A 16393-nucleotide genomic window follows, 5' to 3' on the forward strand; every position below is an offset into this window, starting at 1 on the left:
CATCCCCCTCCGAGACATTCCCATGCAATTGATCGAACAGAAGTTCGTGGTGCGCCGTCTGGAAGACCTCCTGGCCAGCTCCGACGCCGCTTTCCAATCGGCTTTCCATCATTTCCAGGACGCACTCATCCTGGTTTTTCGCCAAGAGGAAGAGGACATGGTCCAGCTTCGCTATGATCAGCGCGATATCCATATGGCGGAACACCAGAAGCTGCTGCAACTGCTATGGCGCATCTCCGCCCGCCTCCACTATCACGAAATGGAAGCCGCCCGCGAGATGGCGGCCCTGCTGCCTCAATGCCTGCTGGAACATATGGTGAAAATAGATCTTCCCTTGCAGCAGACGATGGCTTACGCCAGTTCGCTTTGATGTCTGGAAGGGCTTTCTGCACAGCGCCAGACTGACGAAGATGACGGCCGTGATTTTCTTGACATGCATCAGGAGAACGGTTCCTTAGCAACTGATACTGACAACTCCCCTTCCCTTTCAAGGAGTTGAAAATGACTGTATTGCTACCGCAAGCCGAAAAATCGCCGCATTGGCAGGATTGGATCACCCTGCTGGCAGGCGTCATCCTGGTGGCCGCCACCTTCGTCCTGGAGATGGAGAGCGCTGCCGTTTCCCTGAACTGCTACCTGGTAGGCGGTGGGCTGGTGGCCGCAGCGCTGGCGGCCCTGTTCATGCCGGCGATCTGGGAAGAAGTCATCGTTCTGTTGCTGGGCCTGTGGTTGCTGGCTTCGCCTTGGGTGCTGGATTTCTCGATGATGCACAACATCACCAGCCTGACCATCGGCGTTGCGGTCATCACCCTGATCTGCGCTTCCTGGGTCATTCAGGAAGAAAACCGCTTTGCATCCTGACGGGAGAATCACGATGAATGTTGCAGATAGCCAGCTAGCGGTGGCCACCTACAGTACGCATGTCCAGGCTGAATCGGCCATCAAGGAGTTGCAAAGGCTGGGCTTCGATATGAAGAAGATCTCCATTGTCGGTCGCGACTACCGTCTGGAGGAACACGTGGTGGGCTTCCTCAACGCCGGCACCCGCGCCAAGATCTACGGCAAGCTCGGTGCATTCTGGGGTGGGCTGCTGGGCGTCCTGTTCGGTTCGGCGCTGTTCTCCTTTCCGGCGCTGGGGCCGGTGGTGGCGCTCGGGCCCATTGCTGCGCTGATCTTCAGCGGCCTGGAAGGCGCTGTGGTGGTGGGCGGCGTGAGCGCCTTGGCGGGCGCGCTGACCGCTATCGGGATTCCCAAGGACTCGGTGTTGCGTTATCAGAACTGCCTTCAGGCGGGAGAGTTCCTGCTGGTGGTCCACGGTGACGAGAAGGAGGTGGTGCGCGCCAAGACGCTGCTTGCGGCATCCGGCCATCTCTCGTTCGAACACCATATCGTGCCTGGGGCCAGCAAGATCGCAGTGACGACACAGTACAGCTAGGCAGTTGGTGTTGAGCTTGCAAAGAAAGAGCCGCGGAGTCCATGCCGCGGCTCTTCTTTTTTCTTGCTTGCTTCTACTCTCACTGTCTCCTTCCGTCATGACTCCTCAGTGTCCTCACTTACCTCACTGTCCTCACTGTCCTCACTGTCCTCACTGTCCTCACTGTCCCTGGCGCCTACCCGACGATGATTTCATCGATGACCTGCTCCACTCCCGGCGTGTGCAGCGCTGCCTTGCAGGCCTCGTGACGCTCGGCGAGCGAACCGACCTTTCCGCTCAGGGTCACGGTCTTGTTATCCACTTGCACGCGCAGTGACTTGGTCTGGAGATGTGCGCGCCGCTGCAACGCCGCCTCGATGCCTGTCTTGATATCCTTCGGCGCCGCCTTGGCCTCCACCTTCAGCTGATTGCTGATGCCGATCAGGCCGAAGAGATTTCTCAGGGATTGTTCGGCCGCCAGGCGCTGGTAAGCGAATTCGACTTCACCGGACAAGGTGATCCAGCCATCCTCCACCTTGATCTGGATGCCCTCCTTGGGCAGGACCGTATTCCATTCCAGCGCATTCCTGGCCGAGGCTGCGATCTCGCTGTCCAGCCTTTCGCTGGAACCAGGCAGGCGCACGTCGAGTTCGACTGCGATGCCGCGCACGCCGCCTATCCGTTCCACCGCCCGCTGGGCGGCATACTTCTCGGCATAGCTGGACAGGTGCCCGGCCAAGGTCACGATGCCCTCCGACACTTCCACGCCGATGCGCTTGTCGTCCACGGCGGGATCCCAGGCCAGCTCGTCCATCACTTCCTGCCGCAGTTGGTGGTCGCTCTTCATGTTGATGCTCCTCAGGGTAAGCCCGAAAAAATACCTGCGCCGAAGCTGCGCGCAGATCGTTAGCGAAATACCAGGACCGGTATCGTGGCGTTGGCCAGCACCTTTTGCGTCTGGCTGCCGAGAATGAATCGCTCAAGGCCCTTCCTTCCGTGCGAGGCCATGAAGATGGCGTCGCAGTGCTGGTGCGAGGCATGGGCCAGGATCTCTTCGTAGGGGTGGACCGCCTTCACGGTGAAGGTCTCGCAGGGCACATCGGCGGACTTGGCCAGCGCCGCCAATCGCGCCACGTTGGACTTGGCGTTTTCCAGGATCTCGTTTTCCACCTGCAGATAGTTGATGGCGGTTCCGTCGATGACGGCCCACTGGACGATATCTTCGGCCACTGACAAGCCGACAAGACTGCTCCCGCTCTCTTTCGCAAACTGGACTGCCGCCTGGACCGCCCGCTCCGATGCATCCGACCCATCCGTCGGGACAAGGATTTTCTTGAAAATGCTCATGGCCTGATCTCCTAAGGGAAACAATGTCTTCATCCTATGCTTCGGTTACCTGGGAGAACTGATGTGGATCAAAACAGGATCGGGGCCCAGCGCCAACACTAGAAAAAAACATCCGGCAAAGGCAATGGCAGATCACCAGTGCAGGGAGTCCCGGACTGCCGCCATCCGGCCATGGATCAACTGACGCAGACCGGGCGCTAACCGGCCAGAAGGACAAGCATGTCGTTTCACCTTGATGTCATCCTCACCATGGCGGCTTCGGTAGTAGCCGCCATGGTGACAGCACCAGCGCGCGCAGAGGTGAGCGAGCTCGAGCTGGCCACCCTCTATGCGGCCGCAGTCCAGCCACGCTGGCAGCCGCCGGCGGACGCGCAGCAGCGCTACATCGACCTGACCCGGCAAATGCTGCAGCAGGCGCAGGTTACGCTGGCCGAGGCCCAATACGTGCTGGTCGTGGATCGTGCGCCTGCGGTCCAGGTATCGCTGCTGTATTGGACCGACGGTGGCGCCGACTTTCGCCTCATTGGTGCGGCGCCCGTCTCGACGGGGCGTATTGGGCAATTCGATCACTTCCTCACCCCCACCGGCGTATTCCGGCATGCCGTGGACAACCCGGACTATCGGGCGCTGGGGACGCGGAACTCCAAAGGCGTCAGGGGCTATGGGGTGCGTGGCATGCGGGTCTTCGATCTTGGCTGGCAGACCGCCCAGCGTGGATGGGGAAAAGGCGGATCGGGTACGATGCGCCTGCAGATGCATGCCACCGATCCAGACCTGCTGGAGCCGCTGCTGGGATCGGCCCAATCCAAGGGCTGTATCCGCATTCCGGCGTCGCTGAACCGGCTCCTGGATATCCATGGCGTGCTGGACGCCGATTACCTGGCGGCCCGGGCCGCTGGGGAGCGGATCATGGGGAGCATTCCAATCGGCGATGTCGACACGCCCGGGCGTTACATCGTCGTGGTGGACTCGGAGGCGACTGATCGTCCCGACTGGGCAGTCCCTATCCGTTGAACCCGCTCGGAGACAAGGGAAGGGACCGGTTCATTCACGACTCAGCCTTTGTTCCTTTAGCCGCCGGTTTGCGACTCGTGCTTTCGCTGGGCAGCGTAGTGGCGGCGAGAATCTGCGGCACGACCTGCTGGATGCCATTGCTCCAGGCGTCGCTGATCTGCTTTCCACTTTCGAACATCTTCCCGAGCATGCCCGGCAGCTCGTGCATGCTTTTGTCTAACAGATGCGTGAGATCGCCGTTGCTGGCGGCGCGGTGCGAGGCTACGCCCTGCAGACAGCTGGTACATTGCTTGTTGACCTCGATGGCGTGCCGTTGCACGGAATGGTTCAGCTTGATCGTGGCATTGCCCAGCAGCTCTCCAAGCTGTTGGGTAAATTTCGCGCCTTCCTGCATGTCTGCCCGCCACCGTTCGGCGACCAGCGAAGCGGCCTCGACGGGTGTCCTTGCATCCACGCATTGCTTGACCAGCAGAATCGCATTCCCCATTTCGCGCCGCACGAAGTTGCTGTCCAGGTCGTAGACCTTGCTCATGCATTCCATTGCCGCCGCGCCAAATTCGACGCCCAGTTCGATTTGCTGACTGGCGCAGAGCACCCAGAGATCGGCGTATTTATCCATGGTAGGTTGAGACATGACTGCTCCTTTCAAAAATGCATCATCAATTGACCAGGTCGAACCGGCTGTTGCCGGGGCCCAGTCATGGTTTTCATTGCCCGTGCTCGCTGTCCTTGGTGATGAAGCGCGCGATCGCATCGGCCAGGAGCATGTCCATGCTGTTCATGTGATGCACCAGCATCATGGGCATGCTCGCACGGATCATCTCTGCAAAGGACATGTCGCCTTCGTCGATGTAGGGTCTGGCCTTGTGGAGGATGCCCAGCAGGCCGGCATGGTCCCGCAGGTGATTCTGCAGGTCCGGATAATCGATCTGCTCCATGATGCTCTCCTCGGCGCGGAAATCGGCTTCGATCCGGCCCAGCAGGCCTGCATAGACCGGCGCAAATTCGGCTGGCGGGACCACGGCCAGGCGAGCGAATTCTTCCAGGATGAGCTGATGCTCTCGCACCATCTCTTCAATCTCGGCAAAGATCCGTTCCTGGGTCGACGTACTCATGGAAGCCCTCCTGGCTACTCAGGTGCTGACCACTTCTGCACCGTATATAAAGGATTCTACGAAGGGCCCCGCTGGCAAAACTGATGCAGGTCAAATTCAGGGCCGTCGATCCAGAGGGTGAGCACTGCGCACTTTGACCTAAATCAGTGGCGCGATACCGTGCATGGCGCAAAGTGTCCATGCCATGACGCGACTCCCCGGCGCGCATGGCCAGACAAGGAGCTTTCATGCGACACCTTTCGACACAACAGCTGGTACGGCTGCGCTCTCTGCTGGATACGGCAGAGTCCGCGCTACGCCAGCGCATCCAGGCCCAGGACCTCGCCGGCGACGATGGCGAGGATACGGTTGGCGTGCGGCACTTCATGTCCGATCAGGATCTGCACGAATTGCTGGATATCACCAATGCCCGTGCGCGCATGCAGGACAACAGCTATGGCGTCTGCGTGGACTGCGGCATCGACATCGATGTCGAGCGCCTGCTGGCCTATCCGACCGCCAAACGTTGCCTGGACTGCCAGCGGCTGCGCGAGCAGCGGCGGGCGCACCTGCTCTCATGAACGGGCCGGAAAACCGGGAACCCCTGGCGGTGGCCGGATTGCAGGAGGCGGCCATCCCGGTCGCGCCGACCGTCCGGCTGGACAGGCAGATCCACGCCGCACTGGCGCGCGCCAGCGGCTCGCTCTCGCTGGTCTCGGGCTTGCTCGCCGTCACTGACTGGGCCGCGCACCTGGCGGTCTCTCCGGGCAAACGTCTGGAATTGCTCTGCCTGGCGCTGCAGCAGGCCAACCACCTGCTGCATTACATCAGCCGGTCGAGCTCGTCTGATCCGGACAGCCCTTCGATGCTGCCGGTCGCCGATCGCCGCTTCAGCAACCCGGACTGGCAGCGATGGCCTTTCAACCTGTGGCACCAGAGCTTCCTGCTGGCCGAGCAATGGTGGGCGGCGGCGACCCGCGATGTATGGGGCGTGGAAAAGCACCATGCCGATCTGGTCGCGTTCGCTGCGCGCCAGTGCCTGGATGTCTTTTCGCCCAGCAACCAGCTGTTGACCAATCCAGAGGTGCTGCGGATCACGATGGAACAACGCGGCGCCAACCTGCTGATGGGCATGCAGAATTGCATGAACGACATGATCGGCCTCTTGCTGGAGAAGCCCGCCAGCACGGCCCGCACCTTCATGCCTGGCAGGGACGTGGCGGTCTCGCCCGGCAAGGTGGTGTTGAGAAACCGCATCATGGAACTGATCCGCTATGCGCCCGCTACCGAGACGGTCTGTCCGGAACCCCTGCTGCTCATCCCCGCCTGGATCATGAAGTACTACATCCTGGACCTCTCCCCCGCCAACTCGCTGATCCGCTATCTGGTCGAGAAAGGCCATACGGTATTCTGCGTGTCGTGGAAAAATCCCGCCCCTGCTGACCGCGACCTCAGCATGGACGACTATCTCGACAGCGGCTTTCATGCCGCGCTGGATGCGGTGAACAGCGCCTGTCCCGACCGCAAGGTGCATGGGGTGGGCTATTGCCTGGGCGGCACCCTGCTCTCCATTGCCGCAGCCGCCATGGCGCGCGATGGGGACCAGCGGCTGGCGTCGTTGACCTTGCTGGCCGCCCAGACCGACTTCACTGAACCGGGAGAGCTGGGTCTGTTCATCGATGAAAGCCAGATCAGCCTGCTGGAAGCCCAGATGCAACAGGCCGGCACCCTGAGCCAGAGCCAGATGGCGGCCGCCTTCCAGATGTTGCGCTCGTACGACCTGCTGTGGTCGCGTGTGATACGGCAGTACCTGATGGGCGTTCCGGCGCACAACAGCGACCTCATGGAGTGGAACGCAGACGCCACGCGCATGCCAGCCCTCATGCATTCGCAATACCTGCGCCGCCTGTTTCTGGACGACGATCTCAGCGAAGGCCGCTATGAGGTCGATGGCAAGCCGGTGCTGCTTGCCGATGTCAACCTGCCGGTCTTCCTCGTCGGCACCGTCCGGGACCATGTTGCGCCCTGGCGTTCGGTCTACAAGCTGCACTCCCTGTGCCCGGCGGAAATCACCTTCGTGCTGGCCAGCGGTGGCCACAATGCGGGCATCGTCAGTCCTCCCGGTCATCCGCGCAGTCAATTCCAGATCAGTACGCGCGCCGCGGGCGCATCGTACAGGTCCGCCGATGAGTGGATGGCGGGCACCTCCGTGACCACGGGATCGTGGTGGCCGGCCTGGGCCGACTGGCTGGCGCAACGTTCGGGAACGCCCGTGCCTGCGGCAGGCATGGGCTATGACAAGGCGCACTCCCTGGCCGATGCGCCCGGCAATTACATCATGGAGCAATGAGATGAGCTGTTCGCTGGAGGGAAAACGTGGCTTGATCGTGGGCATTGCGGACAAGCACAGCATTGCATGGGGCTGTGCGCGCGCTTTGCGGGCGGCCGGCGCCGATCTGGCCGTGACCTGGCTCAACGAGTCGGCGCGGCGGTATGTCGAACCGCTGGCCGATCAGGTGCAGGCCAGCATCATGTGCGGATTGGATGTCACGCATCCGGGCGAGATGGAACAGGTCTTCGATCTCATCCGGACGCACTGGGGCAGCCTCGACTTCGTACTCCATTCGATTGCCTTTGCACCGGCGCCTGACCTGCATGGCCGCGTCACGAACTGCTCCTCGCAAGGTTTTTCCCTTGCCATGGACGTCTCATGCCATTCCTTCATCAGGATGGCCCGCCTCGCCGAGCCCCTGATGAAGAATGGCGGCAGCCTGCTCACCATGAGTTATATCGGCGCCGAAGAAGTCGTCGTCAACTACGGCGTGATGGGACCCGTCAAGGCCGCGCTCGAATCCGCCGTACGCTACCTGGCCATGGAGCTGGGACCGGCGGGCATCCGGGTCAATGCCGTTTCGCCCGGCCCACTGGCGACCCGCGCCGCCTCCGGCCTGAATTGCTTCGAGCAGTTCCTCACCGATGCCGCCAGACGCTCTCCCTTACGTCGCCTGGCCAACATCGACGATGTCGGCGACATGTGCAGCTTTCTGGTCAGCGATGCGGCCAGCGTCATCACCGGCAATACCCTCTACGTGGACGCTGGCTACCATATCGTTGCTTAGGCGGGCGCCGCGCTGGCGACCTTTTTTTGCTGAGACCCACGCAAGGAGCTCAAGATGGCCGATTCTCTTCCCGCCCCTGTTGTCGCTGACAAGGATGCCCACGCTTCCGACGACGTGCTCGGCCTGATCCGCAACCGCATCTTCTCCGAGATTGCCGTGGGTGATTCGGCCACGATCACCCGCACCCTGACCCTGGCTGATATCCAGCTCTTCGCCGTCATCTCGGGCGACGCCAACCCGCAGCACCTCGACCTGGCCTTTGCCAAGGAAACGCGCTTCCATGGCCTGATTGCCCACGGCATGTTCGGTGGCGCGCTGATCTCGGCGGTGCTGGGCACCCGCCTGCCAGGGCCCGGGACGATCTATCTTGGGCAGACCTTGCGCTTTGTCGCACCCGTTCGTATCGGCGACACCTTACGCACCACGGTCACCGTGAAGGAACGCGACGAAGCCAGGAAATTGCTGACGCTGGCATGCGCCTGCATCAACCAGGACGGGGTGACGGTGATCGAGGGAGAAGCCAAGGTCCTTGCGCCCACCGAACCTATCCTCCGCAGGCGCACCAGCCTGCCGGAGGTGAGCATGAAGATGGGCGATGCGGACCTCCAGCTCTTGCTGGAGCACGCCAGGAAGCCGGGGCCGGCCCCGGTGGCGGTCGTGCATCCCTGCGATGAGCTCAGTCTGGCTGCGGTGCTCGACGCCCATGCCGCCGGGCTCATCTCGCCCATCCTGGTAGCGCCGCGAAGCCGGCTGCTGGCGCTGGCCGAGTCTCACAAGCTCGACATTTCCGCTTTTCCTCTGGAAGACGTGCCGCATAGTCACGCTGCGGCAGCGCGGGCCATCGAACTGGTGATGCATGGCAAGGTCGAGATGCTGATGAAGGGAAGCCTGCACACGGAGGAATTCATGGGCGCCGTGGTCGCCTGTCCGGGGCTGCATACCAAGCGGCGGATGAGCCATTGCTATCTGATGCAGACGCCCTCCTATCCCCGCCCCTTCATCATCACTGATGCAGCGGTCAACATCGAGCCGGGCTTGGCGGAGAAGGCGGACATCATCCGCAATGCCATTGAGCTGGCGCATGTCATCGGTGTGAAGACACCGAAAGTCGCCATCCTGGCCGCCGTCGAAACCGTCAATCCACGCATGCCGGCCACGCTGGACGCGGCGGCATTGTGCAAGATGGCCGATCGCGGTCAGATCACCGGCGCGATACTGGACGGCCCGCTGGCCTTCGACAACGCGGTCTCGCCCGTTTCCGCAAGGGTCAAGGGCATCCGCTCGGAAGTGGCCGGCCAGGCAGACATCCTGGTCGTGCCAGACCTGGAAAGCGGCAATCTGCTGGCCAAGCAGCTTGAGTACATGGGAGGCGCCATCAGCGCCGGGCTGGTGCTCGGCGCAAGGATTCCGCTGATCCTGACCAGCCGCGCCGATTCGCGCGAGACCCGGCTGGCCTCCTGCGCCGTGGCGCGCATGCTTGCGCAACATTATCGTAGTGCGCCGCCTTGATCGACTGGTCAGTCGACTGGAAAGCTGCTACGACGATTGCTCCAGTTGCCAGTTGCTGCAGTTGATCCTGAACGGCAATCGTCAGTCCTGGACGACATACTGAACAACGAAGTAGAAGACGACATAGACGATCAGTAGCGCCATGGCAGTCAAGCCCGCAATGAGAGGAATGCGCATTTCCCTGTCCTGAGATAGAGAGATGGAGAACGCAAGGCCGGTGGCGTTTGACGCCAGGTCGGCCTGCGGATGTCTGCTCATCCTGCGCCTGCCCGGAAATGGATTGCTGACCAAGATCAATAAAAATGGCGGGACTATCTGCGCTTGCCTTTTTTCTTCGGACTGAACGCGGGTGCCCATCAACATGACCACGCGAAGAAGAAAAGATACCCAGCCTCATGCGTCAGTCGTCGCCTTCATGCTCCCGGATCATGTCGTAGAGCGCCTGTGCCGCCGGTGACAGATGCGCGGCCTTGCGCGTGATGAGGACAAGACTGCGAGAAACCACCGGGTCCACCAGTTCTATCACCCGCACCGTGGGATAAGCGCCTTCCTGTATGGCCAGCTTGGGCACGACAGCCACGCCCACACCTTGGGCCACCAGTCCCACCGCCGTCGAACTGCGCTGTACTTCGTAGAAGGAGCGCAATGCAAAGCCATTGGCTTTGAGCGTCGGATCAAGCAAGGCCCGATTGCTGCTCACCTCGCCGGCAAAGATCAGTGGGTAGGACTGCAATTGACGCCAGGCGATGCGGCGCCGTCTGGCCAGGGGATGGTCTTTGGGGCAAATGAGCACATACCTGTCTTCGGTGAGCGCAACGCTGATGAGCTCGGGATGATGCTCTCCCGCAATATGGATGCCGAATTCCACCTCTCGGCGCAGCACCGCCTCCGCCACGGCCGATGAGGCGTGATCGAGGATCTTGATGCGGTTGTGCGGATAGCGCGCAGAGTAAGCCTGCAGGATGCGCGGCAGGTATTGCACGCCTACGGTGGGTACGCAGGCAATCGAGACATCACCGCGTCGGGCAATACCCGTCTCCCGGATCTCGACGAGCGCCCCGGCCAGTTCGGCCAGGAGCCGTCGCGCCTGGGGGAGGAAGTCCCGCCCGATCTCCGTGAGCGCGATGGAACGTGTGGTGCGCTCTATCAGCGTTACACCCAGAAAATCCTCGAGCTTGCGCAAACGCAGCGTCACTGCCGTCTGTGTCACATGCAATGCGCCTGCGGCCCCCTGGAAGCTGCCGTGATCGGCAATCGCGACAAATGCCTGCACACCGAGGATGTCGATTTTCATAAGGAAAACTTATTAATCTTCGAAATAATTTCATTTTACCGTTTCTTCTGAAGCGCTCAAGATACCAGGCAGCCAAGAGAAAACGACCCGGCGCATGCAGACGTCGGCCCGAATCAGACAATGACCCAGGAGCAGCCATGCAAGACTCTCAAGACATCATGCAACCCCAGGTCCAGTGGGACGTCAGCCAGTATCTGCGTTTCGGCGGCGAGCGCCTGCGCCCGGCCCTGGACCTGATGTTGCATCTGCCCACGCAGACTCCCGCGCGCATCCTCGACCTGGGATGCGGCGCCGGCAACCTCAGCGCCATCCTGCAGCAGCGCTGGCCAACGGCCGAGGTGCTCGGTGTCGATGGCTCCGAAGACATGCTGGCCAAGGCGCGCATGAACGTGCCGCAGGGCCGCTTCATCGCCGCCGACCTGAATCATTGGACGCCCGCGCACAAGCTGGATCTGATCTATACCAATGCCACCTTGCAGTGGCTGCCCGATCACGCGCAACTGTTCCCACGGCTGCTGTCCTTTTTGAATCCTGGCGGTTGCCTGGCGGTGCAGATGCCGGTCATGCATGACGCGCCCTTGCGACGGGCGCAGGTGGAGCTGGCGCGATCGCCCGCCTATGCCGACGTGCTGGGCGAGGTGTCGGAACGGCGCAATGTCCTGGAGATGGGCGGCTATTACGACCTGCTGCGACCGCGGGTGGCTAGCCTGGACATCTGGCAGACCACCTACCTGCACATCCTCACGGGTGCCGACCCGGTACTGGAATGGGCCAGCGGCAGCAGCCTGCGCCCCTATCTTGAGAAACTGGCGGGAGAGCAGCTGCAGGCCTTCCGCGCCGATTATGCGCGCCGGATGCAATTGGCTTACCCGCCCAGCGCCGATGGCAGCACGCTGCTGCCGTTTCAGCGCATGTTCATCGTGGCGAGCTTGCCGGGGTGATGGGATGTCCTTGGAGATTGAACGAATGCGCCGTCCTATCAATGCCTTCGCCGTCAGGCGCGCTTACGCTCTGCACTTGCGTAAAGTGCGTAGAGACCGGGGGGCTGTCCGACCTGCCTTGTGAAGGCGACGCTGAAGGCGCTGGTCGATCCATAGCCGGTGCGTTCGGCAATCTCTGACACCGACAATTCGCCACGGCGCAGGAGTTCCCTGGCGATTTCCATCCGCCACGCAAGGAGGTACGCCATCGGAGCGACCCCCAGCGTTCGCGTGAATCGCTCAAAGAAACTTGAACGCGATAGTGCAGCGATCCTGGCGAGCTGGGCAACCGACCAACGCTGCTCAATGCGCGCGTGCATGTGCTTCAACGCGACTGCCAAACGCTCATCACCCAGTCCACGGAGCAAGCCTGGCGGGGCGCTTGTCGATGTGCTTGAACGCATGGCCTCTACAAGCAGCATTTCGGCCAGCCGGGAGAGCATGAACTCGCTGCCGGGTTTCCCGCCCGAGGCTTCTTCGCCCACCATCTGCACCAGCTGCGACAGCCGCGTCGAACCCTGGACATGCACGACTTTCGGCAGCAACGACACCAACAAGCTCGGATCGGCGCAGCCGAATTCGAACGACCCACCCAATGAACGCATGTCGGGCTGTCCAGTCTGCTCGCCATAGCGTAATTCCAGGCCCTCCGGCACCTTGTTGGGATCCAGGTGGACTGGGGGCGCGGGAACGAAGCTGGATATCGTGAAGCCGGGTGTCGTGGGCAGCAATACGAAATCGCCAGCGCTGAGCGTTGTCGGCTCCTGTTCATCGACGGCCAGCCGACAACTGCCTTCCAGCATGATGCAGAAGCTAGGCTTGCCGAACTCAGAGTAACGCACCGCCCAATTGCCTTTGCCGCTGATCAGATTGGCGAACACTGCCTGCGGGCGGAGCAAGCGGACAACTTCTGAGAGAGGATCACTCATATCGGACGATCTCTAAAATGATACGGACTATTTTATATCGATAGTCCAGGAAGAATTCCCTATCATCCTTTCCGAATCAACCTATCTCGGAGCAAAACATGAATACTGTATTGATCACTGGCTGTTCATCCGGCTATGGTCTGGAAACTGCACGTCACTTCCTGGCAAACGGCTGGAAGGTCATCGCTACCATGCGGTCGCCTCGCTTTGACCTCCTTTCACCCTCCGACAACCTGTGCATCCTGCCGCTGGACGTGAGCCAGCCCGACAGCATCAAGCAAGCCTTGGAGGCCGCTGGCCCCATCGACGTGCTGGTCAACAATGCCGGCATCGGCCTGTTCGGTGCATTCGAAGCCACTCCCATGTCCACGGTGCGGGAGATCTTCGAGACCAATACGTTCGGGGTCATGGCGATGTGCCAGGCAGTGATTCCACAGTTTCGCGAGCGAGGCGACGGCGTAATCATCAACGTCACATCTAGCGCGACGCTGGCCGCTTTTCCGCTGGTAGCTGCCTACACAGCCAGCAAGACCGCTATTGAAGGCTTCACGGCGTCGCTGGCGCATGAACTGAAGGCTGTGGGGGTGCGGGTGAAGCTGGTCGAGCCCGGCTATGGGCCTTCCACGAGTTTTGCCACCAACGGGCAGCAGCGCATGCAGGGCCTCATCACGGAACCCTACGAGTCCTTTGCCCATGAAGTGTTCGCAGGTTTCGGGCAGCTCACCGTCGTGACCGCCGCGACGGATGTCGCCCAATGCATCTGGGACGCCGCCAAGGACACCTCCGACCGGCTGCATTTCCCGGCGGGCCCCGACGCCGTTGCACTGGCGCAGCTTGCCTGAGGGCGACCGCCTCCGTGACGCGCCTACCGCCCTATCGCGGCGGGCGCGGTGGACGTGGCCCACGGCCCAGCACGGTCTCCAGACTGGCCGCCACCTGCAGCAGGCGGCGGTCGCTACCCTCCGGACCATCCAGCTCCAGCCCGACCGGCAAGCCATATTCCGACAAGCCCACCGGAATGCTGATGCTGGGCAGCCCGGCAATGCTGGCGCCATCGGCATTGCGGGCGAAGGCCGGGAAAGTCGGCACGCGTTCGCCACGCAGCGCCACGGTGTCGTCCTCCCCGAGCGGGCGCGCAGTCAGGGCGGTGGTCGGAAAGATCAGTGCATCTACACCCTGGCTGCGGAAGCAGTCGCGATACAGGGCCTGCATCGTCCGGCGCTGTTCCAGCGCCAGGCGATAAGCGTGCTCCGGTACCGGTTGATCCAGCGTGGCCTGGATGATCCGCGCCACATCGGGGCTGCCGACCTCGGCCAGCACGCGCTTGATGACGTCCCGTGCGTCGCTGGCCTGCAGGTAGGCCGGCAGATCGATCAGGAATTCATGCAGCACGATGGCAAATCCGGCCGCATGGCTCAGCGGCGCCAAGGTCGGCAAGTCCACGTCGACCAGCTCGACACCGGCCTCGCGCAGCTGCATCAGCGCTGCATTGGCATTGGCCTCGACCTCTTCTTCCAGCCCTTGCCAGGACGGATTGCGCAATACGCCCAGCCGCAACTGGCTGGGCGGTAGCGCCAGCAAGGGCGCGCTGTCGCGACTGCCGGCCATGATCTGGTCCAGCAGGGCCACATCAGCCACGCTGCGCGCCATCGGTCCTGGCGTGTCGCGGGTATGGGAAATCGGCACGACACCGTGCTGGGAATAGCGCCGGCTGGTCGGGCGCAATCCCACCACGCCGCACAGCGCCGCCGGAATGCGCACCGAACCGCCCGTATCGGTGCCGACCGCCGCCGGGGCCAGCCGGGCCGCCAGCAGCGCGCCGCAGCCGCCGCTGCTGCCGCCGGCAATGAGTTCGGCATCGTAGGGATTGCGACAGGGACCGAACACGCCATTGTTGTTGGTGATGCCAAAGGCCAGTTCATGCATGTTGGCCTTGCCGGCATGCAGGGCGCCAGCGCCGAAGAGATATTCGACTACGGTGGCGTGGCGTTGCGGCACATTGTTGCGCAGCGCCGCCGTGCCCGCAGTGGAGGCAATGCCGGCGACATCGATGTTGTCCTTGATGGCAATGGGAATACCGCTCAAGGGGCCATGGCCGCCCTGTTCGTCCAGCATCCGGGCCTGGCTGCGCAGTTGCTCGGGATCGCGCTGAAGATAGCAATTCAGGTCCCACTGGGCCTCGGTCTCGGCGATCAGTGCATCGACATACTCAAGACAGGAGAAGCGCCGGTCCGACAGGCCTTGCCGGACCTCGATCAGGGTCATGTCTACCAGATCCATATTCATCCATTGAAAGTTGACGCAGCTGCGCCGCGAGCCTGCGTTTGCGATGGAGAATAAGTCAGTCCGGAAGATGCGAGTATCCACAAGAATGAGGATGGTGCGCGAGCCAGCCCCGTGGCTATCCCGGATTGCGGACAAGACCTGCCCCAACCCACGCATCTGTCGCAAATAAGGCTGACAAAATGCTGACAACAGCGCAGCCATCTGCGCCAGCATTGCGTAGCAGAAACAAAGTGAGTAGCATGCAAAACAAAGGGGGCGTCGCTGTCAGCAGTGTTGGCTAAGGCTGACCGGTCGATGCAGAAGAACCATTAAAACGATATAAATAATTTGCAGGTCGAATAGGCCCGCATTGCAGGAAGCCCTGCACAGCTCCGCGATGACATCGACAGAAAGTTGCACGCGGCACATCCCTCCTCGATGACGCGTAGCTCAAATACGTGGAGTGCATCTTGCTTTTGTGATAACGAACCATTCGCCAGACATCGTTTTGTCTCGGTCAGCATGCCTATACGTCATCTATTGCCGAAGGGCAAGCTGCTGGCGTTGCGTCACAGCGTGTGCGCGGATGTTTCTGGTACGCCCCTGAGCAGTCAAGGCAGGACCTGCGAGTTTTGAGGAGGATGCGACGCGTGTACATTTCAGACGAGAAGTTGAAGCTGCTGGAGCAGATCATGTGGGGGCTCAATACCTGCAACTCCAGCGTCGAGGTGCGGGATTTCGTTTCCACGCGGCTGCTGAAATTGCTGGATGCCGATTATTTCGCCTCCTATACCTGGGATGACGACAACCATCGTTTCGGCAACACCGTCTCGGTCAACATGGACCCGGCCAACCTGGCCAATTACGAACGTTACTATCAGTATTGCGATCCCATCACCTTCGAGCTGCAACGCCTGAGCGTGCCCACGCTGGTCACCCAGGTGATGCCCATGGAGCAACTGCGGCGCACCGAGTTCTTCAATGATTTCCTGGCGCGCGATGGCTTGTGCTTTGGCGTGAACATGTTCGCCTACGATGGCGACCGCAACATCGGTGACATCCGCATCTGGCGCAGCGCCCGCCGGGAAAACTTCGACCGCGACGCGCTAAAGCTGCTGGCCCTGATCCGGCCCGCCTTCACGCTGGCGCTGCAGCGTGCGCGTGCTCATTGCTCGGCTGCGGCGGCAAGCCCGGATGCGGGCGCGTTGCTGACGCCCACGCCCTTGTCCGAACGTGAAAGCCATCTGGCGCAATGCATCTGCCGTGGCTTGTCCGACAAGGAGATCGCGCGCGAGCTGCATATCGAATTCTCTACCGTGCGTACCCACATCACCAGGATCTTCAAGAAGCTCAATGTCGGCAATCGCACCCAGCTGGTGAAGCGGCTGATCGATGGTGGCCACTCCAGCTTCTTTTGAGAGGCGAAGG

General features: G+C 61.6%; 19 protein-coding genes. 11 read left to right on the forward strand and 8 right to left on the reverse strand.

Features of this window, described 5'->3' with window-relative positions; genetic code table 11:
* Positions 1-22 precede the first annotated feature (22 nt).
* From ACP92_RS11945 to ACP92_RS11955, 3 genes are all read left to right on the forward strand, one after another.
* Positions 23-370: a hemerythrin domain-containing protein gene (locus tag ACP92_RS11945; RefSeq protein WP_013234374.1), complete on the forward strand. Its 348-nt coding sequence runs from the start codon at positions 23-25 to the stop codon at positions 368-370.
* 131 nt (positions 371-501) lie between these two features.
* Positions 502-861, forward strand: coding sequence for an SPW repeat domain-containing protein (locus ACP92_RS11950; protein WP_013234375.1), 360 nt, complete (start codon positions 502-504; stop codon positions 859-861).
* A gap of 13 nt (positions 862-874) precedes the next feature.
* Positions 875-1435, forward strand: coding sequence for a general stress protein (locus ACP92_RS11955; protein ID WP_013234376.1), 561 nt, complete (start codon positions 875-877; stop codon positions 1433-1435).
* A 175-nt stretch (positions 1436-1610) separates the two neighbouring features.
* Here the strand turns inward: ACP92_RS11955 and ACP92_RS11960 are convergent, their stop codons facing one another.
* A complete protein-coding gene (locus tag ACP92_RS11960) occupies positions 1611-2261 on the reverse strand; it encodes a BON domain-containing protein (protein WP_013234377.1) in 651 nt (216 codons plus the stop codon).
* Between the two features lie 59 nt (positions 2262-2320).
* Positions 2321-2761: a universal stress protein gene (locus tag ACP92_RS11965; protein ID WP_156181785.1), complete on the reverse strand. Its 441-nt coding sequence runs from the start codon at positions 2759-2761 to the stop codon at positions 2321-2323.
* 219 nt (positions 2762-2980) lie between these two features.
* Between ACP92_RS11965 and ACP92_RS11970 the strand changes: the two genes are divergently transcribed.
* Entirely contained in the window at positions 2981-3775 is a 795-nt protein-coding gene (locus ACP92_RS11970) for a L,D-transpeptidase (RefSeq protein WP_013234379.1), read from the forward strand.
* 34 nt (positions 3776-3809) lie between these two features.
* Here the strand turns inward: ACP92_RS11970 and ACP92_RS11975 are convergent, their stop codons facing one another.
* Together ACP92_RS11975 and ACP92_RS11980 are read right to left on the reverse strand one after the other, a co-directional pair.
* Complete coding sequence (locus ACP92_RS11975; RefSeq protein ID WP_013234380.1) at positions 3810-4409, reverse strand: hypothetical protein; 600 nt, start codon at positions 4407-4409, stop codon at positions 3810-3812.
* A gap of 73 nt (positions 4410-4482) precedes the next feature.
* Positions 4483-4890 (reverse strand): bacteriohemerythrin, encoded by a 408-nt coding sequence (locus ACP92_RS11980; RefSeq protein ID WP_013234381.1) that lies wholly within the window; start codon positions 4888-4890, stop codon positions 4483-4485.
* Positions 4891-5117: 227 nt separating this feature from the next.
* Here ACP92_RS11980 and ACP92_RS11985 point away from each other — a divergent pair, with 227 nt between their 5' ends.
* The 4 genes from ACP92_RS11985 to ACP92_RS12000 are packed head-to-tail and all read left to right on the forward strand — an operon-like array spanning position 5118 to position 9497.
* Positions 5118-5450 carry a TraR/DksA family transcriptional regulator gene (locus tag ACP92_RS11985; RefSeq protein ID WP_013234382.1) on the forward strand — a complete coding sequence of 111 codons (333 nt, stop codon included), beginning with the start codon at positions 5118-5120 and terminating at the stop codon, positions 5448-5450.
* Positions 5447-7219: a PHA/PHB synthase family protein gene (locus tag ACP92_RS11990; protein ID WP_013234383.1), complete on the forward strand. Its 1773-nt coding sequence runs from the start codon at positions 5447-5449 to the stop codon at positions 7217-7219. The genes ACP92_RS11985 and ACP92_RS11990 overlap by 4 nt, the downstream gene beginning before the upstream one ends.
* A gap of 1 nt (position 7220) precedes the next feature.
* Entirely contained in the window at positions 7221-7988 is a 768-nt protein-coding gene (gene fabI / locus ACP92_RS11995) for an enoyl-ACP reductase FabI (protein ID WP_013234384.1), read from the forward strand.
* 54 nt (positions 7989-8042) lie between these two features.
* The gene (locus tag ACP92_RS12000; protein WP_013234385.1) at positions 8043-9497 is read left to right on the forward strand and encodes a bifunctional enoyl-CoA hydratase/phosphate acetyltransferase; all 1455 of its coding nucleotides are present in this window, start codon (positions 8043-8045) and stop codon (positions 9495-9497) included.
* A gap of 81 nt (positions 9498-9578) precedes the next feature.
* On the opposite strand, the gene ACP92_RS12005 is transcribed toward ACP92_RS12000, so the two are convergent.
* The gene (locus ACP92_RS12005) at positions 9579-9860 is read right to left on the reverse strand and encodes a hypothetical protein (RefSeq protein WP_013234386.1); all 282 of its coding nucleotides are present in this window, start codon (positions 9858-9860) and stop codon (positions 9579-9581) included.
* A 37-nt stretch (positions 9861-9897) separates the two neighbouring features.
* Entirely contained in the window at positions 9898-10791 is an 894-nt protein-coding gene (locus tag ACP92_RS12010; protein WP_013234387.1) for a LysR family transcriptional regulator, read from the reverse strand.
* A gap of 137 nt (positions 10792-10928) precedes the next feature.
* Here ACP92_RS12010 and ACP92_RS12015 point away from each other — a divergent pair, with 137 nt between their 5' ends.
* Entirely contained in the window at positions 10929-11732 is an 804-nt protein-coding gene (locus ACP92_RS12015) for a methyltransferase domain-containing protein (protein WP_013234388.1), read from the forward strand.
* A gap of 53 nt (positions 11733-11785) precedes the next feature.
* Here the strand turns inward: ACP92_RS12015 and ACP92_RS12020 are convergent, their stop codons facing one another.
* Positions 11786-12700: an AraC family transcriptional regulator gene (locus tag ACP92_RS12020; RefSeq protein ID WP_013234389.1), complete on the reverse strand. Its 915-nt coding sequence runs from the start codon at positions 12698-12700 to the stop codon at positions 11786-11788.
* Positions 12701-12798: 98 nt separating this feature from the next.
* Here ACP92_RS12020 and ACP92_RS12025 point away from each other — a divergent pair, with 98 nt between their 5' ends.
* Positions 12799-13542 (forward strand): SDR family oxidoreductase, encoded by a 744-nt coding sequence (locus ACP92_RS12025; RefSeq protein WP_013234390.1) that lies wholly within the window; start codon positions 12799-12801, stop codon positions 13540-13542.
* Positions 13543-13573: 31 nt separating this feature from the next.
* On the opposite strand, the gene iaaH is transcribed toward ACP92_RS12025, so the two are convergent.
* Entirely contained in the window at positions 13574-14980 is a 1407-nt protein-coding gene (iaaH, locus tag ACP92_RS12030; protein ID WP_013234391.1) for an indoleacetamide hydrolase, read from the reverse strand.
* A gap of 635 nt (positions 14981-15615) precedes the next feature.
* Between iaaH and ACP92_RS12035 the strand changes: the two genes are divergently transcribed.
* Positions 15616-16383: a response regulator transcription factor gene (locus ACP92_RS12035; protein ID WP_049788061.1), complete on the forward strand. Its 768-nt coding sequence runs from the start codon at positions 15616-15618 to the stop codon at positions 16381-16383.
* The last annotated feature ends 10 nt before the right edge of the window (positions 16384-16393 follow it).

Origin of the sequence: Herbaspirillum seropedicae, from assembly GCF_001040945.1 — a bacterium.
In the GTDB taxonomy this organism is placed as follows: Bacteria; Pseudomonadota; Gammaproteobacteria; order Burkholderiales; family Burkholderiaceae_D; genus Herbaspirillum; species Herbaspirillum seropedicae.